General features: G+C 71.5%; 22 protein-coding genes and 3 pseudogenes. 15 read left to right on the top strand and 10 right to left on the bottom strand.

The window, feature by feature from the left end; genetic code table 11:
• Positions 1 to 21: 21 nt before the first annotated feature.
• Entirely contained in the window at positions 22 to 315 is a 294-nt protein-coding gene (locus ACFWXC_RS51990; RefSeq protein ID WP_384491187.1) for a DUF5133 domain-containing protein, read from the bottom strand.
• A gap of 306 nt (positions 316 to 621) precedes the next feature.
• Between ACFWXC_RS51990 and ACFWXC_RS51985 the strand changes: the two genes are divergently transcribed.
• Entirely contained in the window at positions 622 to 1,125 is a 504-nt protein-coding gene (locus tag ACFWXC_RS51985) for a pep a2 (protein WP_362577331.1), read from the top strand.
• Positions 1,126 to 1,148: 23 nt separating this feature from the next.
• A complete protein-coding gene (glgX, locus tag ACFWXC_RS51980) occupies positions 1,149 to 3,311 on the top strand; it encodes a glycogen debranching protein GlgX (protein ID WP_384491193.1) in 2,163 nt (720 codons plus the stop codon).
• On the opposite strand, the gene ACFWXC_RS51975 is transcribed toward glgX, so the two are convergent.
• The gene (locus ACFWXC_RS51975) at positions 3,280 to 4,095 is read right to left on the bottom strand and encodes a VOC family protein (protein ID WP_384491184.1); all 816 of its coding nucleotides are present in this window, start codon (positions 4,093 to 4,095) and stop codon (positions 3,280 to 3,282) included. The genes glgX and ACFWXC_RS51975 overlap by 32 nt on opposite strands.
• A gap of 129 nt (positions 4,096 to 4,224) precedes the next feature.
• Between ACFWXC_RS51975 and ACFWXC_RS51970 the strand changes: the two genes are divergently transcribed.
• Positions 4,225 to 4,539, top strand: coding sequence for an ANTAR domain-containing protein (locus ACFWXC_RS51970; RefSeq protein WP_384491182.1), 315 nt, complete (start codon positions 4,225 to 4,227; stop codon positions 4,537 to 4,539).
• Positions 4,540 to 4,542: 3 nt separating this feature from the next.
• Here the strand turns inward: ACFWXC_RS51970 and ACFWXC_RS51965 are convergent, their stop codons facing one another.
• A complete protein-coding gene (locus ACFWXC_RS51965) occupies positions 4,543 to 5,346 on the bottom strand; it encodes an RNA polymerase sigma factor SigF (RefSeq protein ID WP_384491180.1) in 804 nt (267 codons plus the stop codon).
• A 231-nt stretch (positions 5,347 to 5,577) separates the two neighbouring features.
• On the opposite strand from ACFWXC_RS51965, the gene ACFWXC_RS51960 reads away from it, so the two are divergent.
• The 4 genes from ACFWXC_RS51960 (at position 5,578) to ACFWXC_RS51945 (ending at position 8,391) form a co-directional block, all read left to right on the top strand.
• Complete coding sequence (locus tag ACFWXC_RS51960; protein ID WP_384491178.1) at positions 5,578 to 6,033, top strand: MarR family winged helix-turn-helix transcriptional regulator; 456 nt, start codon at positions 5,578 to 5,580, stop codon at positions 6,031 to 6,033.
• Positions 6,030 to 6,857, top strand: coding sequence for an ATP-binding cassette domain-containing protein (locus tag ACFWXC_RS51955; RefSeq protein WP_351748746.1), 828 nt, complete (start codon positions 6,030 to 6,032; stop codon positions 6,855 to 6,857). The genes ACFWXC_RS51960 and ACFWXC_RS51955 overlap by 4 nt, the downstream gene beginning before the upstream one ends.
• Positions 6,817 to 7,668: an ABC transporter permease gene (locus ACFWXC_RS51950; protein WP_384491176.1), complete on the top strand. Its 852-nt coding sequence runs from the start codon at positions 6,817 to 6,819 to the stop codon at positions 7,666 to 7,668. Before ACFWXC_RS51955 ends, ACFWXC_RS51950 begins: the two co-directional genes overlap by 41 nt.
• A gap of 195 nt (positions 7,669 to 7,863) precedes the next feature.
• Complete coding sequence (locus ACFWXC_RS51945; protein ID WP_384491174.1) at positions 7,864 to 8,391, top strand: hypothetical protein; 528 nt, start codon at positions 7,864 to 7,866, stop codon at positions 8,389 to 8,391.
• A 3-nt stretch (positions 8,392 to 8,394) separates the two neighbouring features.
• On the opposite strand, the gene hemC is transcribed toward ACFWXC_RS51945, so the two are convergent.
• The 5 genes from hemC to ACFWXC_RS51920 form a co-directional block, all read right to left on the bottom strand.
• Positions 8,395 to 9,330, bottom strand: a complete 936-nt coding sequence (gene hemC, locus ACFWXC_RS51940; protein ID WP_384491172.1) for a hydroxymethylbilane synthase — start codon at positions 9,328 to 9,330, stop codon at positions 8,395 to 8,397.
• Between the two features lie 142 nt (positions 9,331 to 9,472).
• Positions 9,473 to 10,249: an NPP1 family protein gene (locus tag ACFWXC_RS51935; RefSeq protein WP_384491170.1), complete on the bottom strand. Its 777-nt coding sequence runs from the start codon at positions 10,247 to 10,249 to the stop codon at positions 9,473 to 9,475.
• Positions 10,250 to 10,389: 140 nt separating this feature from the next.
• The gene (locus tag ACFWXC_RS51930; RefSeq protein ID WP_384491191.1) at positions 10,390 to 11,349 is read right to left on the bottom strand and encodes an ATP-dependent DNA ligase; all 960 of its coding nucleotides are present in this window, start codon (positions 11,347 to 11,349) and stop codon (positions 10,390 to 10,392) included.
• Between the two features lie 267 nt (positions 11,350 to 11,616).
• Positions 11,617 to 11,898, bottom strand: coding sequence for a hypothetical protein (locus ACFWXC_RS51925; RefSeq protein WP_384491168.1), 282 nt, complete (start codon positions 11,896 to 11,898; stop codon positions 11,617 to 11,619).
• A 157-nt stretch (positions 11,899 to 12,055) separates the two neighbouring features.
• A complete protein-coding gene (locus tag ACFWXC_RS51920) occupies positions 12,056 to 13,528 on the bottom strand; it encodes an MFS transporter (protein ID WP_384491166.1) in 1,473 nt (490 codons plus the stop codon).
• 229 nt (positions 13,529 to 13,757) lie between these two features.
• Between ACFWXC_RS51920 and ACFWXC_RS51915 the strand changes: the two genes are divergently transcribed.
• Positions 13,758 to 14,414, top strand: a complete 657-nt coding sequence (locus tag ACFWXC_RS51915) for a TetR/AcrR family transcriptional regulator (protein WP_384491164.1) — start codon at positions 13,758 to 13,760, stop codon at positions 14,412 to 14,414.
• Here the strand turns inward: ACFWXC_RS51915 and ACFWXC_RS51910 are convergent.
• A complete protein-coding gene (locus tag ACFWXC_RS51910) occupies positions 14,398 to 15,438 on the bottom strand; it encodes a zinc-binding dehydrogenase (protein ID WP_384491162.1) in 1,041 nt (346 codons plus the stop codon). The two genes, ACFWXC_RS51915 and ACFWXC_RS51910, sit on opposite strands and share 17 nt — an antisense overlap.
• 303 nt (positions 15,439 to 15,741) lie before the next feature.
• Here ACFWXC_RS51910 and ACFWXC_RS51905 point away from each other — a divergent pair, with 303 nt between their 5' ends.
• The 4 genes from ACFWXC_RS51905 (at position 15,742) to ACFWXC_RS51890 (ending at position 19,443) form a co-directional block, all read left to right on the top strand.
• Positions 15,742 to 16,464: a response regulator transcription factor gene (locus ACFWXC_RS51905; RefSeq protein WP_384491189.1), complete on the top strand. Its 723-nt coding sequence runs from the start codon at positions 15,742 to 15,744 to the stop codon at positions 16,462 to 16,464.
• Positions 16,465 to 16,799: 335 nt separating this feature from the next.
• Positions 16,800 to 18,029 (top strand): cytochrome P450, encoded by a 1,230-nt coding sequence (locus ACFWXC_RS51900; protein WP_384491160.1) that lies wholly within the window; start codon positions 16,800 to 16,802, stop codon positions 18,027 to 18,029.
• 59 nt (positions 18,030 to 18,088) lie between these two features.
• Complete coding sequence (locus ACFWXC_RS51895; protein WP_384491158.1) at positions 18,089 to 18,286, top strand: ferredoxin; 198 nt, start codon at positions 18,089 to 18,091, stop codon at positions 18,284 to 18,286.
• On the top strand, positions 18,283 to 19,443 hold the full coding sequence (locus ACFWXC_RS51890; protein ID WP_384491156.1) for an NAD(P)/FAD-dependent oxidoreductase: 1,161 nt from the start codon (positions 18,283 to 18,285) through the stop codon (positions 19,441 to 19,443). Before ACFWXC_RS51895 ends, ACFWXC_RS51890 begins: the two co-directional genes overlap by 4 nt.
• Before the next feature lie 95 nt (positions 19,444 to 19,538).
• On the opposite strand, the pseudogene ACFWXC_RS51885 reads toward ACFWXC_RS51890, so the two are convergent.
• Positions 19,539 to 19,826: pseudogene (locus ACFWXC_RS51885) on the bottom strand (EamA family transporter); the annotation flags it as partial.
• On the opposite strand from ACFWXC_RS51885, the pseudogene ACFWXC_RS51880 reads away from it, so the two are divergent.
• The 3 genes and pseudogenes from ACFWXC_RS51880 to ACFWXC_RS51870 form a co-directional block, all read left to right on the top strand.
• Positions 19,822 to 20,314 (top strand): annotated as a pseudogene (locus ACFWXC_RS51880) (hypothetical protein); the annotation flags it as partial. The pseudogenes ACFWXC_RS51885 and ACFWXC_RS51880 sit on opposite strands and share 5 nt — an antisense overlap.
• 108 nt (positions 20,315 to 20,422) lie before the next feature.
• Positions 20,423 to 21,073: a GntR family transcriptional regulator gene (locus tag ACFWXC_RS51875; RefSeq protein WP_384491154.1), complete on the top strand. Its 651-nt coding sequence runs from the start codon at positions 20,423 to 20,425 to the stop codon at positions 21,071 to 21,073.
• 51 nt (positions 21,074 to 21,124) lie between these two features.
• A pseudogene (locus ACFWXC_RS51870) lies at positions 21,125 to 21,344 on the top strand (PIG-L family deacetylase); the annotation flags it as partial.

Below are 21,344 nucleotides of genomic sequence, written 5' to 3'. Positions count from 1 at the left end.
CCCGCGGGGTCCCCCTGCGGATCACTGCCTCGCGGAGCTCCGGTCCGACGGCGGACCCCGTCGGACCTTCTCGCTCAGCTGGGCCCGCCCGCCCTGTTCCCGCAGATAGGCGACGAGGCTGGTGCGCAGATAGCGCTCGGCCGCGTCCACCGCCTCCCGGGCGCAGCGCTTGCCCATCAGCACACACAGCGTGTAGCCCGAGTCCTCGAAGGTGGACCGCACCTCGCGGTCCTGCGGCGAGGCGAGCATGACGCGCTCCCACGCCCGGTAGCGCCGCAGCTGCCGGGCCACCTCGGCCTTCGCGGGTAGCAGCATGGCCGTGTCTTTCCTTCCGACGCTCTCGAGTGGGCACGTGTCCCCGACGATCGGGGAGCGTCCGGGCACGGAAGGGCACGGAGCCGTTACGGCGAATCGAGGCTTTCACTCATGGTGCACGGACGGCGACGGAGCGTCTTGTTGGATCTTCAACGACCTCATGCGTCTCTCAGGTTGCACGAATGGCGTAGCGCCCGCACTGTGGGAGGTGACTCAGAAGCGATGAGTGCTCACGCTGCGCGTCCGGAACGGATTTCCGGACGGGTGAGGGGAGCGGGAGCCGCGCCGGGTGAGGAGCCAGCGACAATGAAGACCGCAGTGCCCTGCTACTACCACCTCGACGTGGAGGTCAGCCCGGAACGGGTGGGACAGGTCAGCCGTATCCTGGCCGCCCATCTGCGCTACTGGGACCTAGACAACCTCGTGGACCCCGTCTGCCGCGGTGTCGAACTGCTGCTGACCGCCATCGACCAGCACGCGACGGACAAGCACACGTCCATCGAGATGTGGTGGAACGGGCAGCACCTCATCACCGCCATCGGCGACGACGACCGCGACCTGCGTCCCGACCAGGACCTGCGGTCGTGCCTGGCGCATCTCGCCGCCACCAGCGACGGCTGGGGGTGCTGTGCCCCGGAGACCGGCAGCAAGATCATCTGGTTCTCGCAGCGAGCCCGGTCCGGCGAGCGCGTCCCGCTGGTCAAGACCGCGCCGGCGCCCAGCCTGCGCCGGACGCTCCGGGTGCCCCGCGCCGTCCCCGTCGCCCAGTTGGCCGCATCCGCCGAGGGCGTCCTGGAGGGCGCCCGGTGACGGCTCGGAAATCCCGGAAGGGGGTGCCCGTGTGGAGCGGGCACCCCTATCCGTTGGGAGCCTCCTTCGACGGACAGGGCACCAACTTCGCCCTGTTCAGCGAGGTCGCCGAGCGGGTCGAGCTGGTCCTGGTGAACGATGCCGGCACCCTGCGGCCGGTGCCGATGACCGAGGTCGACGGCTTCGTCTGGCACGCCTATCTGCCCGGCGTCGGGCCGGGACAGCGCTACGGCTACCGGGTGACCGGCCCCTGGGACCCGGAGGTCGGCCACCGGTGCAATCCGGCGAAGCTGCTCCTGGACCCGTACGCCCGGGCGGTCGACGGCCAGATCGACAACCACGCGTCGCTGTACGAGCGCACGCCCGGCGGACCGTCCCCGGCGGACAGCGCCGGGCACTCCATGCTCGGCGTGGTCACCGACCCCTACTTCGACTGGGGCGATGACCGCCCGCCCCGGCGGTCCTACTCCGACTCGGTGATCTACGAGGCCCACGTCCGCGGACTCACCCGCACCCATCCGGAGGTACCCGAACGGCTCCAGGGCAGCTACGCCGGTCTCGCGCACCCCGCGGTCGTCGAGCACCTGACCTCGCTCGGCGTCACGGCGGTCGAGCTGATGCCGGTCCACCAGTTCGTGCAGGACGGGGTGTTGCAGGACCGGGGGCTGTCCAACTACTGGGGCTACAACACCATCGGCTTCTTCGCCCCGCACCACGCCTACGCCGCCTTCGGCAGCCGCGGCCAGCAGGTCAACGAGTTCAAGGCGATGGTCAAGGCGCTGCACGCGGCCGGCCTCGAGGTGATCCTCGACGTGGTCTACAACCACACCGCCGAGGGCAACGAGATGGGCCCCACGCTGTCCTTCCGGGGCATCGACAACGCCTCCTACTACCGGCTGGTCGACGGCGACTGGGCGCACTACTACGACACCACCGGCACCGGCAACAGCCTGCTGATGCGCCACCCCTACGTCCTCCAGCTGATCATGGACTCGCTGCGGTACTGGGTGACCGAGATGCACGTCGACGGCTTCCGCTTCGACCTCGCGGCCACCCTGGCCAGGCAGTTCCACGAGGTGGACCGCCTTTCGGCGTTCTTCGACCTGATCCAGCAGGACCCGGTGATCAGCCGGGTGAAGCTCATCGCCGAGCCCTGGGACGTGGGGGAGGGCGGATACCAGGTCGGCAACTTCCCGCCGCTGTGGTCGGAGTGGAACGGCAAGTACCGGGACGCCGTACGGGACTTCTGGCGGGCCGAGCCGGGTTCGCTCGGTGAGTTCGCCTCGCGGCTGACCGGCTCCTCCGACCTGTACCAGCAACGGGGACGGCGGCCGCGCGCGAGCGTCAACTTCGTCACCGCGCACGACGGTTTCACCCTGCGCGACCTGGTGTCGTACAACGACAAGCACAACCAGGCCAACGGCGAGGACAACCAGGACGGCGAGAGCCACAACCGGTCCTGGAACTGCGGCGCCGAGGGCGGCACCAAGGACCCGGCCGTCCTCGAACTCCGGGCCCGCCAGCAGCGCAACTTCCTCGCCACCCTGCTGCTGTCCCAGGGCATCCCGATGCTCAGCCACGGCGACGAACTCGGCCGCACCCAGCGCGGCAACAACAACGCCTATTGCCAGGACAACGAAGTCTCCTGGACCGACTGGGAACTCACCGGGGAACAGCGGACGCTCAGCGCATTCACCCGGTACGTCATCGGACTGCGCGCCGCCCACCCCGTGCTGCGCCGGCGCCGCTTCTTCCGCGGCGAGACCGCGCTGCACCCCGGACAGCCACTGCCCGACCTGGTCTGGCTGCTGCCCGACGCCCGTGAGATGACCGACCGGGACTGGCAGCGCCCCGACGCGCATTCGGTCGGCGTCTTCCTCAACGGCGACGCCATCGCCGAACGCGACCCCTACGGCCGGCGCCTGGTCGACGACTCGTTCCTGCTGCTCCTCAACAGCTTCTGGGAACCGGTCGACTTCCGGCTGCCCGACGAGTCCTACGGCGAGCGCTGGACAGCCCTCATCGACACCGCCGAGCCCGACGGCATCCCCGACGAACGCGAACGCAAGGCGGGCACCAGGCTGTGCGCCGAGGCCCGCAGCCTGGTCCTGCTGTCCCGGCCCTCCCGCCGCAAGGACCGAGGGACCGAAGGAATCAGGGGAGCAGGGGGCGTGCGGTCACGGTGAACTGCGCCCCGTCGGGGTCGCGCAGGATGGCCTCGGTGTCCTTCTCCTGGAGGACACTGCCGCCGTGCTTCTCGGCCGCCCGTGCGCACTCGCCGACGTCGTTGACCGCGAAGTGGATCTGCCAGTGCGGCCGTACCGTGGGATCGGGGGCCGCCTCCACCGCCCCGGAGTCGATCCGGGCCACGACATCGCCCCGGCTGCGCAGCACCACCTCGCCGCCCTCGTACTCCACCTCGCAGCAGCCCGGTTTGTCGGAGGCCCAGCCGAGGACCTCGCCGTAGAAGATCGCCGAGTCGAAGGCGTTGCGGGTGTGCAGGCGGATGAAGGTGGGTGCGGCCTGCCGCCAGGTCTCCCAGTTGGAGACCAGGTCGCCCTCCCAGATGCCGAAGATCGCCCCGTCCCGGTCGGCGAGCAGCGCGGCACGGCCGGGCGGGAAGGACAGCGGCCCCACCGCCGGGGTGCCGCCGCGCTCGCGGGCCCGGGCGACCGCCTCGTCCGCGTTCTGGACGGCGAAGTACGGCGTCCAGGCCACCGCCATCTGCCACATCGCGGCGACCGCGGCGATCCCCGCGACCGGCACCCCGTCCGCCAGGGCGATCCGGAAGTGGTCGCCCAGCCGGACACTGCGCCATCGCCAGCCGAGCACGGCGCTGTAGAAACCCTCGGTCGTCTGTACGTCGCGGCTGGTCAGGCTCACCCAGCACGGGGCGCCGAAGACCGAGTGCGTGGAGACGACGTCTCGCTGCTTCTTCACGGGGCCGGGGGCAGGCGTGTCGTTGTTCATGGCACTCGCGTCCTGGGGTCGGGGCCGGCCGGGGGAACCGGTCTGACACCAGTCTCCAACCGGAAAGGGCCGCGGTGCCTGCCGAGTACCCCGCTGGCACTCCGCCGGACGAGTGACGACGATGGGGGAGTGAGCGAGAGCGAGGCGGATTCGGTCCTCCACCTCCAGGAGGAGATCGACCAGCTCAAGGAGGCCATCGCCTCCCATGCCGTGGTGGACCAGGCGATCGGGATGGTGGTCGCGCTCGGCCGGATCACCCCCGACGAGGGGTGGGAGGTGCTCAAGGAGGTCTCCCAGCACACCAACATCAAGCTCCGCAACGTCGCGGAGCTGATCCTCGTCTGGGGGCGCACCGGGGACATGCCCGCCGAGATCCGTGCCGAACTGGAGGACGCCCTCGACCGGTACGGGCCGACGCAGATCCCCGGTGCACCGTCCGGGTGAGACTCAGCCCGCCTCGGCCAGCAGCTCCTCGCGCAGCCGCTCGAAGCAGGCGCTGAGCAGGCGGGACACGTGCATCTGCGAGACGCCCAGCTGCTCGGCGATCCGGCTCTGTGTCATGCCGCGGAAGAACCGCAGGTAGAGGATGAGCCGGTCGCGCTCGGGAAGGCCCTGGAGACAGGGCTCGGCCGCGGCGCGGTCGACGACCAGGTCGTAGCCGGGGTCGGGGCCGCCCAGGGTGTCGCCGAGCGCGTAGCCGTCGGCGCCGGACACCTCGGCGTCCAGCGACAGCGCCGAGAAGCAGTCCAGGGCCTCCATCCCGGTGCGCACCTCGCTCTCGGTGAGCTGGGCCCGCTCGGCGATCTCGGCCACGGTGGGCGCGCCCCCGGGCGAGGTCTGGTCCAGCTCCTTGAGGGCGGCCCGGACCCGGTTGCGCAGCTCCTGGACCCGGCGTGGCACGTGCAGGGTCCACATGTGGTCGCGGAAGTGGCGCTTGATCTCACCGGTGATCGTCGGCACGGCGTACGCCTCGAAGGCCCTGCCGCGCGCCGGGTCGTAATGGTCGACGGCCTTCACCAGCCCCAGCGCGGCGACCTGGCAGAGGTCTTCCAGGGCCTCCCCGCGACCGCGGAACCGTACGGCGATCCGCTCGGCCATGGGCAGCCAGAGTTCGACCAGCTCGTCCCGCAGGGCCCGGCGCTCCGGGCCCTCGGGCAGCCCGGCCAGCCGGACGAAGTCCGCTGCCGTGTCGGGGGCGTCGTCGTGTGGATGGGGCTTGGTGGTGGCGATGGTGGCGGTGGTGGCACGCATGAGGCGCACCTCCCTCAGCGGGTGCTGTGTGGACGGACACCGTGGGAGGAACGCACTCGGACCCCGGGAGAACACGGGGGCACCGACGGAAGGCGGCTCCCACGCACGTGCCTCCGGTCCGAAGCACTGAAGAGCGGATGCCCCGAATGGGGCATACCCAAACAATTCGCCGTTTCCTCTTGACCGTCTCTTGGGTGGGATTACCTCTGTAGCAGAGGTAATCTTCCAGGTGTGAAATCGGAGACCTTTCCGGAAGAGCTGGCCGACGCGCTCGTCGGGATCCAGCGGCTGATCCGCCGCCGACTACGCCGCGGGCTCGCGCTGCCCCGGCTGCGCGGTGCCGAGGTGGAGTTGCTGCGCCTGGTCGAGTCGCGGCCCGGGATCGGCATCTCGGACGCGGCCAAGGAGCTGTACCTGGCGAGCAACTCGGTGTCGACCCTGGTCAACCAGCTGGCCAAGGACGGCTACCTGCTCCGCGAGACCGACCCCGCCGACCGCCGGGCCGCCCGGCTGCTGCTGACCGAGGCCGCCGAGAAGCGGCTCGCCGACTGGCAGCGGCGCCGCGCGGACCTCGTCGTGAGCCATGTGGCCCGGCTCGACGAGGCGGACCGGGCGGCGCTCGAAGCCGCGCTTCCGGCGCTGCGCAAGCTGGCCGTCACCCTGCACGAGGAGGCCGAGGAATCATGACGCCGGACACCACCGCAGTCGCCTGCACCGGGCTCTCCTATACCTTCGGGGAGACCAGGGCCGTGGACGGGCTCGACCTGACCGTCGGCGAGGGCGAGGTCTTCGGGCTGCTGGGCCCCAACGGCGCCGGCAAGACCACCGCCATCCGCTGCATCACCACCCTGCTTCCGGTCCCCGCCGGGATGGTCCGCGTCTTCGGCCATGACACCGGCCGGGAGCGGATGGCCGTCCGCAGACTGCTCGGCTACGTCCCGCAGCAGCTGTCCGCCGACAGCGGGCTCACCGGACGCGAGAACGTCGCCCTGTTCGCCCGGGTCTTCGACGTCTCCCGGCGCGAGCGCGCCGAGCGGGTCGCGCAGGCGCTGGAGGCCGTCGATCTCGCCGACGCCGCCGACCGGCTCGCCGGCACCTACTCCGGCGGTATGGTCCGCCGGCTCGAACTGGCCCAGGCCCTGGTCAGCGCCCCCCGGCTGCTGATCCTCGACGAGCCGACCATCGGCCTCGACCCGATCGCCCGCACCGGTGTGTGGGACCAGATCAACGCCGTACGCGAAGCCACCGGCATGACCGTCCTGGTCACCACCCACTACATGGACGAGGCCGACCAGCACTGCGGCCGGGTCGGCCTGATGCACCGGGGCCGGATCCGCGCCCTCGGCACCCCCGACGAGCTCAGGCGCGGCCTCGCCGAACGCCGGGGCACCGACACCCTGCCCACCCTCGAAGACGTCTTCCGCGACGTGGCCGGCAGCGGCCTCGACGACCAGTCAGGAGGATTCCGCGATGTCCGAAGCACCCGCCGCACCGCGAACCGCGTCGGCTGAGCGCCCGGTGGCATCCCTGCTGCTGACGCCGCCCCAGCCACGCTCCGGGTGGCGGCTCCTGCCGGCCCGGGTCTTCGCCATGTGCGCCGTCGAGCTCCAGAAGCTCCGCCACGACCGCACCGAGCTCTACACCCGGGCGATACAGCCGGCCCTGTGGCTGCTGATCTTCGGCCAGACCTTCACCAGGATCAAGGCGATACCCACCGGCGGGATCCCCTACATCGACTACCTGGCGCCCGGCATCATCGCCCAGTCCGCGATGTTCATCGCCATCTTCTACGGCATCCAGATCATCTGGGAACGCGACGCCGGCATCCTCAACAAGCTCCTGGTCACCCCCACCCCGCGCTCGGCCCTCATCACCGGCAAGGCTTTCGCGGCCGGGGTGAAGTCCCTGATCCAGGCCGTCGTGGTGATCGTCATCGCCGCGATCCTCGGGGTCTCGCTCACCTGGAACCCGCTGAAGCTGCTCGGGGTCGGGCTGGCCGTCGTCCTCGCCTCCGCCTTCTTCTCCTGCCTGTCGATGAGCATCGCGGGCATCGTCCTCAGCCGCGACCGGCTGATGGGCATCGGACAGGCGATCACCATGCCGCTGTTCTTCGGCTCCAACGCCCTCTACCCGGTGGCGATCATGCCGGGCTGGCTCCAGGTGGTCAGCAAGATCAACCCGCTGAGCTACCAGGTCGACGCCCTGCGCGGGCTGCTGCTCGGCACGCCCTCGCATCTCGGCCTCGACTTCGCCGTGCTGGCGGTCGCCGCCGCTCTCGGTATCGCCGCCGCCTCCTCGCTGCTCGGCCGCCTGGCCCGCTGATCTTCCCGCGGGTGAGACGCCGACGTGATGTGCGGCACGCGCCTGTGTCCCGCCCCGGAGTCCCGGGGCGGGATAACCGCTGCGCAAGGCTTTGATCAGCGATCAAAGCGGGCGAACCCCCTGGCCACAGTGCATTCCACTCATTTGACAGTGCGCTGAGGGCACAGATAAACAGCGGAGGTCGAGAGGGGCACTGTGTACGAGCCGAACGTGGTCGGGGACTGGCACGAGTACGACGAGCATGCCGGTCTGCGGGTCCGCGTCCACCGCCTGGAGGAGGCCGAGCCGCCGCGCGGCCGGGACGACGCCGCGGCCGGGCTGACGTACTTCAGTGTCCGGGTGACCGTCGAGAACCGCGGGTCCGGTCACTTCAGCGTCCAGCTGGAGGACGGCCAGATCGATGTGCGGGTGGGCCCCGACGGGGAGGGCGCGGTCATCGACTGGCGCAGCTCCCAGTTCATCGAGGGCTTCGACGTCTACCCGCTGCGCCGCGCCACCGCCGTTCTCTACGCCGCCGGCCCGGAGGCCGCCCTCACCCAGGTGGACATCCAGATCCAGTTGCGTGTCGACGAGGACTGGACCGACCGGCGGCTGTGGGCGGGCGGTATCGGCGTACTGGAGTCGACCACCGCCACGGCCTGCCAGAGCGCCGCACCGGGCAGCCTGGCCCACCAGGTGAGCACCTTCCTCAAGGAGCAGACGGAGCCCGGTTCCCCGGCCTAGCTCCTAGTGGGGGATGCCGTCGATGATCTCGCGGGCGCCCTGGCGCAGCAGGGCCACGGCGACCGAGGTGCCCAGGGTGGCCGGGTCGAGCCGGCCCGCCCATTCGTGCGCGTTCAGCCGGGTCTTGCCGTCCGGGGTGAACACACAGGCGCGCAGGGACAGTTCGCCGCCGCCGTCGACCCGGGCGTACCCGGCGATGGGGCTGTTGCAGTGCCCCTGGAGGACGTGCAGGAACATCCGCTCGGCGGTGGCCTCCCGGTAGGTGTCCGGGTCGCCCAGCTCGCTCACCACGTCGATCAGCTCGGTGTCGCCCTCCCGGCACTGCAGCGCGAGGATGCCCGCGCCGATCGGCGGCATCATCGTCTCCGGGTCGAGGACCTCGCTGATCACGTCCGTACGATCGATCCGCTCCAGGCCCGACATCGCGAGCAGCAGGGCGTCGGCGTCCCCGGCGGCGAGCTTCTCCAGGCGTCGGTTGGCGTTGCCGCGGAACGGCACGCACTCCAGATGCGGATGGGTGGCCGCCAGCTGGGCGATCCGGCGGACCGCGGAGGTGCCGATCCGGGTGCCCGGCGGCAACTGGTCCAGGGTGAGCCCGCCCGGGTGAACCAGGGCGTCACGGATGTCGTCCCGCTTCAGGAACGCCGCGAACACCGTCCCGGCGGGCAGCGGCCGGTCCGCCGGCACGTCCTTCACGCAGTGCACGGCGAGATCCGCCTCACCGGCCAGCAGCGCGGCGTCCACCTCCTTGGTGAACGCCCCCTTCCCCTCCACCTGGGACAGGTCGCCCAGCCACTTGTCGCCGGTCGTCTTGACCGGCACGACCTCGGTGCGCACGTGCGGATGCAGGGCGGCCAACTCGGCCCGGACCCGGGCCACCTGAGCGAGCGCCATCGGAGAGTCGCGGGAGACGATACGGATCAGCTCTGGCACGGACATGGGGACACGATAGACCTTCGTGCCGACGACGGATTCCGACATCCTGTCGGCCGCCGCGCACGGCCGCCGCGGCCGGGCCGGGCGCCGTGCGCAGCGGGCAACGGGTACTCCGCAGGTCACGGCGCCCGGCCGGGTACCGGGGTCAGGCGTTGGGGTCGAAGGTGATTCCCGACGGCTTGGCCGAGGTGAGGTGGGAGGCGAAACTGGCGTCCTTGAGGCCGAAGTTGGCGCTGCCGAAGTCGTAGGCGCTCAGCTTGTCGCGCAGGCCGGCCGGGTAGCCGTTCCAGCCGACCAGCGGCGGGTACTGCCAGGTGCCCTTGTGGTTCTCCGGCGGCTCGTCGTTGGAGTTGGCCAGCCGGAAGCAGTGCGTGCTGACGCCGTCCTTGTGGTAGACGATCTTGGCGTGGGTGCCGTCGAAGCGGACCTCGGACGCGGCGTGCACGGTGAACGAGCCGTGGTTGGACGTCGACACGTACTTGATCTGGCCGCTCTGCACCCACACCACGACGTGCTCCCAGTCGTGCCGGTGCCCGCCGATGCTGCTGCCCGCGATCGCCTGGTCCTTCTCGAAGTACAGGCCGTACACGTAGGCGCACCAGCCGTTGTTGCACTTGTAGCGCGAGTAGCTGTTGGTGTTGTCGAGGTCGGAGGCGTCCCGGCACGAGCCGTTGAGCGCGCCCGTCGGGTTGAGGCCGCCGTTGACCGTGCCGTCGGGGCCGATCGCGGGCGTCGAGTAGCAGCCGTCGGTGTCGTAGTCGAAGGCCGGCTGGTAGGTCTTCTCGACCGTCTCGGCGTTGGCGGGCAGCGCCTGCGGCGGGGCGGCGAAGGCGACGGCGGGGAAGGCGACGACCAGGGCGGCGGCACCGGCGAGTCCGGTCAGCCATCTGCGCGGACCGATGCGGAACGTCCGTGACGACACGGGGGCCTCCAACTGCTGTGGGGGGAAGGGACGTTCAGCTTCCCCTTCGGTCAAGACTTTGCCAAGACGGCCTGGGCGTCCCGCTGGTGAAGCCCCGCCCAACAGTCGGTCGGTGTGCGCCGGATCGGAGTCGGCGACGGTCAGTCGGTGCCGGCCGGCAGGTCCGCCGCCGACTCCTCCGGCGTGAGGTCCGGGCGCAGCCGCAGCCAGGACGGCTGGCGCAGCAGCCCGGCCCGGGTCCGGGTGCTGTAGCCGACCTCGCCGACCAGCCGGGGCAGCACCCAGTGCGCGCCCGGGACCGGCGGGACCGGGTCGAAGGGGCACGCGTCGGTGCCGGCGACCCGCAGCAGCGCGGCCAGTTCGGTCCGTTCCGCCTCGCTCCAGCCGGTGCCCACCCCGCCGACGTACCGCAGCCGTCCGTCGGCGGACCGCTGGCCGACGAGCACCGCGCCCGGCAGCCCGGTCAGCCGTCCCTTGCCCGGCAGCCAGCCGCCGACGATCACGTCCTCGGCGCGCATGTTCCGGATCTTGATCCAGGCGCGGGACCGCACCCCCGGCTCGTACACCGAGTCCAGCCGCTTGCAGACCAGGCCCTCAAGCCCGTGCTCCCGGGTGGCCCGCAGCGCCTCGGGGCCGTGCCCCACGACGGCCCCGGGCGTCGACCAGTAGGGCCCGTCGAGCCCCAGTGACTCCAGCCGGGTCCGCCGCTGCGCGTAGGGCACCCTCAGCAGTGGGCCGCCCTCCAGGTGCAGCACGTCGAACAGCACCAGGTGGACCGGGACCCGGGCCGCCATCCGGGCCGCCCGGGCCGGGGCGTGGGCCAGGCCCATCCGGCTCTGCAGCAACTGGAAGTCGGCGCGTCCGCGTTCGTCGAGGGCCAGCACCTCGCCGTCCAGGATCGCCGGGACCCGGCCCAGCATCCCGCCCAGCGGGCGCAGTTCGGGATAGGCGGCGGTGATCTCCTCGCCGGACCGGGCGCGCAGCAGCAGACCGCCGTCGCCGGGCAGGTAGACGACCGCACGCTGGCCGTCCTGCTTGGTCTCGTACGCCCACCGGGCGTCCTGTGCGGCGGGCGGCAGCCTGCCGGGCGTGGCGAGCATGGGCGGGATCAGCGGCAGGGCGGTGGTCACGGCAGAAGATGTGAACCGCTCGCGGCCGTGGCACGCGTCCCGTGGCGCCGGTTCCCCCGAACGGCCTTCAGCAGCCGCTCGCCGGCGGCGGGGGCCGCACCAGCCCCGACTGGTAGGCCATCACCACGAGTTGGCCCCGGGCGCGGGCGTGGCCAGGAACCTGCGGCGCCGGCGAAGCAGTAGCGGCGCGTGGTGGGCCGGTCGGCGCCGACCGCCGCGGCCGGTACAGCGCCGGCATCAGCGCGCCGGGGTGGGCCGCTGCCCGAGCACGGCGGCGGCCGCGGTGGCCGCCGCGCTGACGGTGACGACCGTGCGCGGCCGGGAGCACTGCCGGAGCGGCGCCCCGCAGCCGATCGCGGCGAGGGCGATGGCCGGCCCGACCACGTGCGGCCGGTCCTCGCCGCTCATGGTGATCTCACTGCCGAACAGGAACGAGGCGAACAGCGGCACCGCCGTCACCGTGTCGACGGTGCGGGCGTGGCCTTCGGTGTGGCGCTGCCAGGGGATGCTCGCCGACAATCCCAGCGGCCGAGGACGCGGTAAGCGCGCCGCCGTCCGGCATCCCGGCGGCCGACGGCGCACCGTCGCTCGCCGTCAGGAGGTGTGCGGGTACGCCGGCCGGTACCCGTGGAGCGGGCCGCCCCCCAAAGGTACGGCCCGCTCCCCTACGTGTCGCTCAGTGCACCGACTCCGCCGCGGGCTCGGCCGGGGCCGTGGCGGGCTCCGCGTCCGCCGGGCGGCGGCCGGGCAGGAAGGAGGCGAGGACGAAGGCCAGCACGGCCGCGCCCGCACCGACCGCCATGACGACCTTGAACGCGTTCTCGGAGGGCAGCGTGGCGCCGCCGAGGCTGATCGTCATCTGAGCCAGGACCACACCGGCGACGGCGCTGGCCACCGACGTACCGATGGACCGCATCAGGGTGTTGAGGCTGTTGGCGGCGGCCGTCTCCGACGCCGGCACGGCACCCATGATCAGCGCGGGCATCGCGCCGTAGGCGAAGCCGACACCGGCGCCGATGATGCAGGAGACCAGGACCAGGTGCCAGACCTCGGACATCAGGACGATGTTCAGGCCGTAGCCGGCGGCGACGATCACCGCGCCGATCATCAGCGTGACCTTCGGGCCCCTGGCCTTGGTGATCGCGGCCGAGACCGGGGCGAAGCCCATCATGACCAGACCCTGCGGAGCCATCACCAGACCGACCGTCATCATCGACTTGCCCAGGCCGTAGCCGGTCTGGGTCGGCAGCTGGAGCAGCTGCGGCAGCACCAGGGACATCGCGAACATCGAGAAACCGAACGCGATCGAGGCGAGGTTGGTGAACAGCACCTGGCGGCGGACCGTGGTGCGCAGGTCGACCAGCGGCCGGGTGGTGCTCAGCTCGAAGAAGCCCCAGGCGACGAGTGCCACAACCGCGAGCGCGAACAGGCCGCGCGTGGTGCCGCTGGCCCAGCCCCAGTCGGCGCCCTTGGAGACGGCGAGCAGCAGTGAGACCAGACCGACCGCCAGGCCCACGGCGCCGACCGCGTCGAAGCGCCCGCCCGAACGCACCTTGGACTCCGGCACCAGGAACACGACCAGAGCGAAGGCGACGACACCGAGGGCGGCCGAGGTCCAGAACAGCACGTGCCAGTCGAAGTGGTCCGCGATGAAGGCGGCGGCCGGCAGCCCCAGCGCGCCGCCGACGCCCAGCGAGGCGCTCATCAGCGCCGTCGAGCCCGCGAGACGCTCCGGCGGCAGTTCGTCGCGCATGATGCTGATGCCCAGCGGGACCACGGCGGCCGCCAGACCCTGGAGGGTACGGCCGACGATCATCGGGACCAGCGCGTCGCTCAGCGCGCACACCACCGAGCCCGAGACCAGCAGCACCAGGCTGATCAGCAGCATCAGCCGCTTGCCGAACATGTCACCGATACGGCCGGCCACCGGGGTGGCCACGGCGGCGGCCAGCAGGGTCGCCGTCACCGCCCAGGCCGCGTTGGACGCGGAGGCGTCGAGGTACTTCGGCAGCTCCGGGACGATCGGGATCACCAGGGTCTGCATCAGCGAGACGGTGATACCGGCCAGGGCCAGCACCGCCACCACCGCGTTCGGACTGGGGCGTGCCGGTCTCGGGGACCCGGCGGGCTGGACAGGGGCTTCGGACATGGGAGAGGGCCTCCGTAGGCAGAACAGGGAGCGGCGCAGGACGACACGGAGCGACATGACCTGGGTTAAGTCAGTCGCTTGACTTACTTTACTGGCAGGAACGGAAGGCGCCGCGCGCCGCCTCCGCGTACGCTTTCCCGGCTGGACCTCGCCGCCCCGGTCGAGGCCCCGGTACGGCTCGCGGGACCGGCCGCACCGGGCGGTGCACGGTCCCGGAGCGGTGGTGGGCATGGCGGGCAGGGCAGCGCGGGCGGAGCAGGCCAGCGCGACGCGGGAGGCCATCCTGAGCACGGCGGAACGGCTCTTCGCCGAACAGGGCGTGTACGCCGTGTCCAACCGCCAGGTCAGCGAGGCCGCCGGCCAGGGCAACAACGCCGCCGTCGGCTACCACTTCGGCACCAAGGCCGATCTGGTCCGCGCGATCGCCGCCCGGCACTTCGACCGGATCGAGCAGATCCGGGTCCGCCTGCTGGCGGCGGTCGGCGACTCCGACGACGTCCGCGACCGGGTGGACTGTCTGGTCCGGCCGGTCACCGAACACCTCGCGAGCCTCGGCAGCCCCACCTGGTACGCCCGCTTCTGCGCCCAGGTGGCGACCGACCCGGCCCTCTACGAGATCATGGTCGAGGAGTCCCTCGCCTCGCCCTCGCTGCGTGAAGCCGTCGCCGGGCTCAATCGGTGGCTGCCGGAACTGCCCCCCGAAGTCCGCGCCGAACGCGGCCAGATGGCCCGGACGCTGATCCTGCACACCTGCGCCGAACGCGAGCGCGCCCTCGCCGAGGGCACCGACACTCCCCGCGCCACCTGGAGCGACGCGGCCACCGGGCTCACCGACGCGCTCCTCGGGCTGTGGCTGGCGCCGGTCACCGCTACGCATCGAAGGTGACGACGACCTTCTCCGCGGCGCCCGGCGTGAGCGCCAGCTCGAAGGCGTGCTGGACCTCGGTGAACGGGACGCGGTGGCTGATCAGCTTCGCGAACCGCTCGTGGTGCTCGACCAGTTCGGGGGTGACCTCGAAGATCTCGGTCGGGTAGCCCTGCGAGGCGACGAGGGTCAGTTCGCTGCGCAGCATGCCGCCGAGGTCGATCTCGCCCTTCTTCTGTACGGCGACCATGACCAGCCTGGCGTGCCACTTGGCGTTGGCCACCACGGTGTTGAAGACGGCCGGGGCGCCGGCCGCGTCGATGAAGACATCCGTACCCGGGCGGGGCTGGCCCAGCGCGTTGGCGCTCTGCCCGTGCAGCTCGGTCAGCCGCGCGGTGACGTCCTCCTCGGCCGAGTTGACGACCGCGTCCGCCCCCACGGCCAGCGCCTTCTCCAACCGGGCCGGGATCACGTCCGCGACGACGACGTGCCTGACCCCGCGCAGCTTCAGCCAGATCGCCGCGCCCAGGCCGATCGGCCCGGCGCCGAAGACGACCACCTTGTCGTCGGGTCCGGCGGCGGATCGGTTGACCGCGTGCCGGGAGACCGCCATCGGCTCGTTGAGGGCGGCGACCTCGAAGGGCACGGCGTCCGGGAACGCCGCGACGCTCCGGCCGGCCTCGGCGTTCTCGATCAGCAGATACTCGCTCAGGGCGCCGTACCGGCCGCCGCAGCCGATGATCCCGGTGGGCGCGTCCTGCGGGTTCACGACCACCCGGTCGCCCACCTTCAGCCCGGTGACCTCGGCGCCGGCCTCCACGATCTCGCCGGCCGGCTCATGGCCCAGGGCGATCGGGGTCAGGTCGCCGCCCAGATGGGCACGGGAAGGCATGCCGCCCATGTGCAGGAAGGTGACGTCGGTGCCGCAGATGCCCCCCGCGCGGATCTTCAGCAGCACGTCCTTGGGGCCGGGCGCCGGACGTTCGACGTCCACGACCTCGATCTTGCCGACGCCACCGGTCTGTACGGACTTCATCGTGGCCATGGGGTGACTCTCGCTTTCTGGAGGTGCTGACACGGGCGAGCGTCGCGGCTCGCCCGGCGGTACTGCGGCCGGGGAGGTGCCCTCGGGCCGGTGCCGGGCCGGGGGGAGTGGGCCGGGGTCCCGGCCCGAGGGCTGCGCCGGTCCCCGTCCCCACGGGTGCGGCGCCAGGGCCTGTCCGCCGGGGCAGGCCCTCGGGGCGGCCTCCGCTCAGTGGCGCCCCGGTTACTTGAGTTAGGCAAGCACATGTGGCTTACTTGAGTCAAGCAAGCGAATTGGCCGAGCCTCGAACGGATGGGTCATCCCATGTACGGCAGCTCTCCGTCACCCCAACCGCTGGCGCGCGGCAGCGGACAGCGGCTTCTGGTCGCCTCGGGTGACCCGGACACCGCCGATCTCCTCACCACCACCCTGGAGCTGGCCGGTTACCGGACCGGTGCCGCGGGCGGCGGGGCCGAGGTGGTGCGGCGGCTCGTGGCGCAGCGCTTCGACCTGGTCGTCATGGACGCCGAACTGCCCGGCATGGACGACCTGGCCCAGGGCCGGTTCAAACCGGCGTACCGGCCGCCCGTCCTGCTGCTGGCCGCCTGCGAGTCCCTGGCCCGGCTGGTGCCCGAGATCGGCGCCGGCGAGCGGGACTACGTCACCAAGCCCTTCCGGATCGCCGAGGTCCTCGCCCGGGTCAAGGTGCTGCTCCGGAACGCCGGCGACGGCGGCCGGTGGGGAAGCAGGCTGGACCATGCCGACCTGGTCCTGGACGGCAGCACCTGCCGGGCCCGGCGGGGCGGCCGCGCCCTCGACCTCACGCCCGCCGAGTACCGGCTGCTGCGCCACCTGCTCGTCAACGCCCACAAGGTGCTGTCCAAGGAGCAGATCAGCCGGTACGTCTGGGGCGACTTCCGGGGTGACAACGCCATCGAGCAACTGGTCTCCCGGCTCCGGCGCAAGGTGAACCCGGGCGGGCCCGCGCTGATCCACACCCGGCGGGGCTTCGGCTACTGGCTGGGGGAGCCGTCGGGGGATGTATGACCGCTTCGCGATGGAATCCGGGAGCAAACCCGCATCTTCCCTCGTCACCTGTCGGGTGACGCCACCGGAGCGACGGAACGCCGACCGGCCCGGCGGCCGCGAGCCAGACCTACGTCACCTCAACGTTCCCTGGGTATAAGGGAGTTGTAGTGTCGGTCCGCGCCGTGTTCGATACAGGGAAGGCATCGTCCTGTGACCTGACTCACGTCAGCTTCATGTCAGGAAACTGACCGGAAGCGGACAGCCCGCCCTGTTTGCATGTGCTTATCGAGGCCTCGTGCCCATCGTCCCGGCGCTCCGCACCGAGCGGAGTCCCCCACCCCGAGGAGACAGAGATGGCCGACACCCTGACCGGTGCCGCACCCGGCACCGCCGCGGGGACCCCCGACTTCCCGATGCCCCGCTCCATGCGCTGCCCCTTCGACCCGCCCCCGGCGCTGAAGGCCGCCCAGGAGGCGGGCCCCCTCGCCAGGGTCCGCCTCTGGGACGGCAAGGACTACTGGCTGATCACCCGGTACGCCGACCAGCGTGCCGTGCTTCTCGACCCGCGGGTCAGCGCCGAAGCCGACCGTCCCGGATACCCGCTCCAGGCACCCAGCAACGGCAAGAACAACATCAGCTTCATCATGATGGACGACCCCGAGCACGCCCGGCTGCGCCGTATGGTCACCGCGCCGTTCGCGGTCAAGCGCGTCGAGGCCATGCGGCCCGCCGTACAGGAGATCGTCGACGACCTGATCGACGAGATGCTGGCCGGCCCCAACCCCGTCGACCTGGTCGAGGCCTTCGCGCTCCCGGTGCCCTCGCTGGTCATCTGCGCCCTGCTCGGAGTGCCCTACGAGGACCACGACTTCTTCCAGGAGAACAGCAAGCTCCTCATCAGCCGGGACAGCTCCGTCGAGGACCGGACGGCGGCACACGGCAGGCTGGTCGGGTATCTCGACCGGCTGATGGGCGAGAAGATGGAGAACCCCGCCGAGGACCTGTTCTCCGGCCTGGTGGCCCGGGTCGAAGCCGGTGAGCTGACCCGGCTGGACGCCGCGCAGATGGGCGTCCTGCTGCTGCTCGCGGGGCACGAGACCACCGCCAACATGATCACCCTCGGCACTCTCGCCCTGCTCGAACACCCCGAGCAGCTCGCCCTGTTGCGCGACAGCGACGACCCCAAGGTGATCGCCGGCGCGGTCGAGGAGCTGCTGCGCTATCTGAGCATCGTGCACAGCGGCCGGCGCCGTGCGGTCCTGGCGGACATCGAGGTCGCCGGACAGGTGATCAGGGCCGGTGAAGGCGTGATCATGGCCAGTGACATCGCCAACCGCGATCCCGAGGCCTTCCCCGACCCGGACCGCCTCGACCTGAGCCGCGACGCCCGCCGCCATGTCGCCTTCGGTTTCGGCGTCCACCAGTGCCTGGGCCAGCCGCTGGCCCGGATGGAGCTCCAGGTGGTCTACGGCACGCTCTACCGGCGCATCCCCGCCCTCAGGCTCGCCGCCGACCTCGCCGACCTGCCCTTCAAACACAACGGCGGCGTGTACGGCGTCCACGAACTCCCGGTCGCTTGGTAACCCACCAACCCCCCCACAAGAAGCAAGAAGCAAGAAGCAAGAAGAACAAGGAGAACGCCATGCATGTCGAACTGGACGAACCGAAGTGCGTCGCATCCGGGCAGTGCGTGCTCGTCGCCCCCGAGGTCTTCGACCAGCGGGAAGAGGACGGTATCGCCTTCGTGCTGGACGAGAAACCCGCCGAGGAGATCCTCGACGACGTCCGCGAGGCCGTGGCGGTCTGCCCCGCCGCCGCGATCCGACTGGTGGAGCGATGAACCGGATCGTGGTCGTCGGCGCCTCGGCCGCGGGCCTCGCGGCGGTCGAGACGCTCCGCCGCGAGGGCTACGACGGCACGCTCACCCTCGTCGGCGACGAACTCCATCCGCCGTACGACCGGCCGCCGCTGTCCAAGCAGGTGCTGGCGGCCGAATGGGCGCCGGACCGGGTGGTACTGCGGGCGCCGACCGAACTGGACTCCCTGGGGCTGGAGTTGCGGCTCGGGGCGGCGGCGACCGGGCTGGACGTGGCGGACCGTACGGTACGTCTGGCCGACGGGTCCCTGCTGCCGTACGACGGGCTGATCGTGGCCACGGGCGTACGGCCGCGCCGGCTGCCCGGGGAGGGCGCGCATGTGCTGCGCACCGTCGACGACGCGCTGACCCTGCGGGAACGGATCGGGCCGGGGCAGCGGCTGGTGGTGGTCGGCGCCGGGTTCCTCGGTGCCGAGGCCGCCGCCGTCGCCTGGAAGCTCGGTGCGCAGGTCACCCTTCTGGAACCGGCGCCGGTACCGCTCGCGCACGCGGTCGGTGAGGAGGTGGGGCGGGTGCTGACCCGGGCCCATCTGCAGCGCGGGGTGGACCTGCGGACCGGTGTCTCCGTCACCGAGGTGACCGAGGACGGGGTGCGGCTCGCCGACGGGGAGACCATCGACGCCGACGAGGTACTGGTCGCGGTCGGCTCGCTGCCGAACGTCGAGTGGCTGGCCGGGAGCGGGCTCTCCGTGGGCGACGGGGTGATCTGCGACGAGTACTGCGAGGCCGCGAAGGACGTGTACGCGGCCGGTGACGTCGCTCGCTGGTACAACCCGCTGTTCGGGGTGTCGATGCGGATCGAGCACCGCACGAACGCGGCGGAGCAGGGGATGGCCGCGGCACGCAATCTCCTCAACCCCGAGGCGCGCAAGCCGTTCGCGCCGGTGCCGTACTTCTGGTCGGACCAGTACGACATGAAGATCCAGGCGTACGGGTATCTGCGGGGCCACGACGAAGTGCGGGTCGTGGAAGGGGAGTTGGCGGAGGGGCGGTTCGTCGCCGCGTACCGGACCGGGGAGCGGTTGAACGGGGTGCTCGCGGTGGGAGTGACGCCGAAGGTGCTTCGGGGGTGGCGGCAGGCTATTGCGGTCGGAGCGTCGTGGGGGGAGGCCGTGAACTGAAGGGGCGCTTTCGGTAGGGGGCGGGCTGCGGGCCGGTGAGGGCTGGTCGCCCCTCAGGGGCGCGGGGCTGTATCGATATGCGGCTCCGCCGCGTGGGCGAGATACGGCACCGCCGATGACAGGGCACCCGCTGCCACCGCGGACAGGACGGCCCCGGCCGTCGGCGGGGTGCCGCAGCGCCACCACGACTCCGATCGGCCGGAACGTCAGCGTGGACACGCTCGCGGCCGCCGCCGACCCCTGCGCCCCCGGTATCCCGCCGCCCCACCAACCCCGTTCAGCAGGATGTACGACGCCCAGCAGCCCGCGGCGATCGGACCCAGGCCCATCCCCGGGTAGTCCGTCGACGGCTGCGGGCGCATCAGCACCACCACCCCGGCCGCTGTGTCCCGAACTCTGGCAGGGATCGAAAAGGCCCTGGGCGTATGGCTGTTGCGGTGCACCTCGCGTGAGGTGACGCCGACGGCGACCTGGCTGCGGGTGGTGGAGCGGGCCCGGCGGGTGCGCGCGGACGTCGCCGACCTGGTCCAGGAGGCCGGTTCGGGGCGCACCCGGATGCGGATCGGCTACGCCTGGTCGGCGGTGGGCCGGCACACCGTGGCCTGCCGGCGGAACTGGACCGCCGCGCACCCGCGGACGGACCTGCACCTCGTGCGGTGAACACAGCCTCTCGCTCACCGAGATCGCCGCCGGGCGCGGTGCCGGCGTGACCGCGGAGTCGGCCGCCAACCAGTATCCGCGGCCCGGCATCGTCTACCGGCTGGTGCGGGACGCCGAACCGGTCGCCGTCCGACAGGCCTGGTGGCGGGATGATCCGCCCCCGGCGGGCCGGGCCGTTCTCGAACTGCTCAGCGAGCTGTACCGCACCGGCGGAGCGCACGGAACGCCCGATCGCCCGGCAATACGGCAGACAAAATTGTTGACAATCTTGTTTGGCTAGATTTACGTTCGACAGGCACTCACTCAGGGAGGGCAAACGATGCCGAAAGAAGCCCGTCCGAGCACCGGAGAGCAGGCCAAGCAGCATGCGCTCGCGCTGCTGCGGCAGGCGATCCTGCACGGCGAGATGGCCCCGGCCCAGCGGCTGGTGGAGAACGAACTCGCCGAGGAGTTCGGTGTGACGCGGGCCAGCATCCGCGCGGCACTGATCGATCTGGAGGCCCAGGGGCTGGTCGAGCGGATCCGCAACCGCGGCTCGCGGGTGCGGGTGGTGACCGTGGAGGAGGCGGTCGCGATCACGGAGTGCCGCATGGTCCTGGAAGGGCTGTGCGCGGCGAAGGCAGCCGTCGCGGCCAGCGACGAGCACCTCACCGAACTCGCGGACCTCGGGGCGGCCATGACGAAGGCCGTCGCGGACGGCGAACCGGTCACCTACTCCGAGCTCAACCACGCACTGCACGACAAGATCCGGGAGATTTCCGGCCAGCAGACCGCCGTGCAGCTGCTGGAGCGGCTCAACGCCCAACTGGTGCGGCACCGCTTCCAGTTGGCGCTGCGCCCGGGGCGTCCGCAGCAATCCCTGAACGAGCATCTGGCGATGATCGAGGCGATCAGGGCCAGGGACCCGCAGGCGGCCGAGGCGGCCGTCCGCGCCCACCTCACGAGCGTGATCGACGCGCTGAGCGACTGAGACGCCCGGGGCTGGGTGGGCGCACACCTGTCCACCAAGGAGATTTCTGCAATGACGCACGCCAACGCGCCTGCCCCCGGTCCCGAATCCGGTCGACCGGGGGGACCCCCGTCCCCGCCGCGATCCACCCTGGTCGTCACCGCGCACGCCGGGGACTTCGTGTGGCGGGCGGGCGGAGCCATCGCCCTGGCCGCGTCCCGGGGCGAGAAGGTCACCATCAGCACACTGTACAACGTACCGGCCGGTGTGACCGCCAAGGCGTGGCGCGAGG

It is taken from the genome of Streptomyces sp. NPDC058683 (assembly GCF_042716195.1).
Classification (GTDB): Bacteria; Actinomycetota; Actinomycetes; order Streptomycetales; family Streptomycetaceae; genus Streptomyces.
This window is presented reverse-complemented; position numbering and strand designations above follow the sequence as displayed.

Bases quoted from the DNA above. Each gene is read 5' to 3' on its own strand.
- ACFWXC_RS51990 (WP_384491187.1), bottom strand. From the start codon at position 315: ATGCTGCTACCCGCGAAGGCCGAGGTGGCCCGGCAGCTGCGGCGCTAC.
- ACFWXC_RS51875 (WP_384491154.1), top strand. From the start codon at position 20,423: ATGCCGAAAGAAGCCCGTCCGAGCACCGGAGAGCAGGCCAAGCAGCAT.
- ACFWXC_RS51920 (WP_384491166.1), bottom strand. From the start codon at position 13,528: ATGTCCGAAGCCCCTGTCCAGCCCGCCGGGTCCCCGAGACCGGCACGC.
- ACFWXC_RS51905 (WP_384491189.1), top strand. From the start codon at position 15,742: ATGTACGGCAGCTCTCCGTCACCCCAACCGCTGGCGCGCGGCAGCGGA.
- ACFWXC_RS51950 (WP_384491176.1), top strand. From the start codon at position 6,817: ATGTCCGAAGCACCCGCCGCACCGCGAACCGCGTCGGCTGAGCGCCCG.
- ACFWXC_RS51890 (WP_384491156.1), top strand. From the start codon at position 18,283: ATGAACCGGATCGTGGTCGTCGGCGCCTCGGCCGCGGGCCTCGCGGCG.
- ACFWXC_RS51955 (WP_351748746.1), top strand. From the start codon at position 6,030: ATGACGCCGGACACCACCGCAGTCGCCTGCACCGGGCTCTCCTATACC.
- ACFWXC_RS51930 (WP_384491191.1), bottom strand. From the start codon at position 11,349: ATGCTCGCCACGCCCGGCAGGCTGCCGCCCGCCGCACAGGACGCCCGG.
- ACFWXC_RS51900 (WP_384491160.1), top strand. From the start codon at position 16,800: ATGGCCGACACCCTGACCGGTGCCGCACCCGGCACCGCCGCGGGGACC.
- ACFWXC_RS51915 (WP_384491164.1), top strand. From the start codon at position 13,758: ATGGCGGGCAGGGCAGCGCGGGCGGAGCAGGCCAGCGCGACGCGGGAG.
- ACFWXC_RS51975 (WP_384491184.1), bottom strand. From the start codon at position 4,095: ATGAACAACGACACGCCTGCCCCCGGCCCCGTGAAGAAGCAGCGAGAC.
- ACFWXC_RS51965 (WP_384491180.1), bottom strand. From the start codon at position 5,346: ATGCGTGCCACCACCGCCACCATCGCCACCACCAAGCCCCATCCACAC.
- ACFWXC_RS51985 (WP_362577331.1), top strand. From the start codon at position 622: ATGAAGACCGCAGTGCCCTGCTACTACCACCTCGACGTGGAGGTCAGC.
- ACFWXC_RS51910 (WP_384491162.1), bottom strand. From the start codon at position 15,438: ATGGCCACGATGAAGTCCGTACAGACCGGTGGCGTCGGCAAGATCGAG.
- ACFWXC_RS51895 (WP_384491158.1), top strand. From the start codon at position 18,089: ATGCATGTCGAACTGGACGAACCGAAGTGCGTCGCATCCGGGCAGTGC.
- hemC (WP_384491172.1), bottom strand. From the start codon at position 9,330: ATGTCCGTGCCAGAGCTGATCCGTATCGTCTCCCGCGACTCTCCGATG.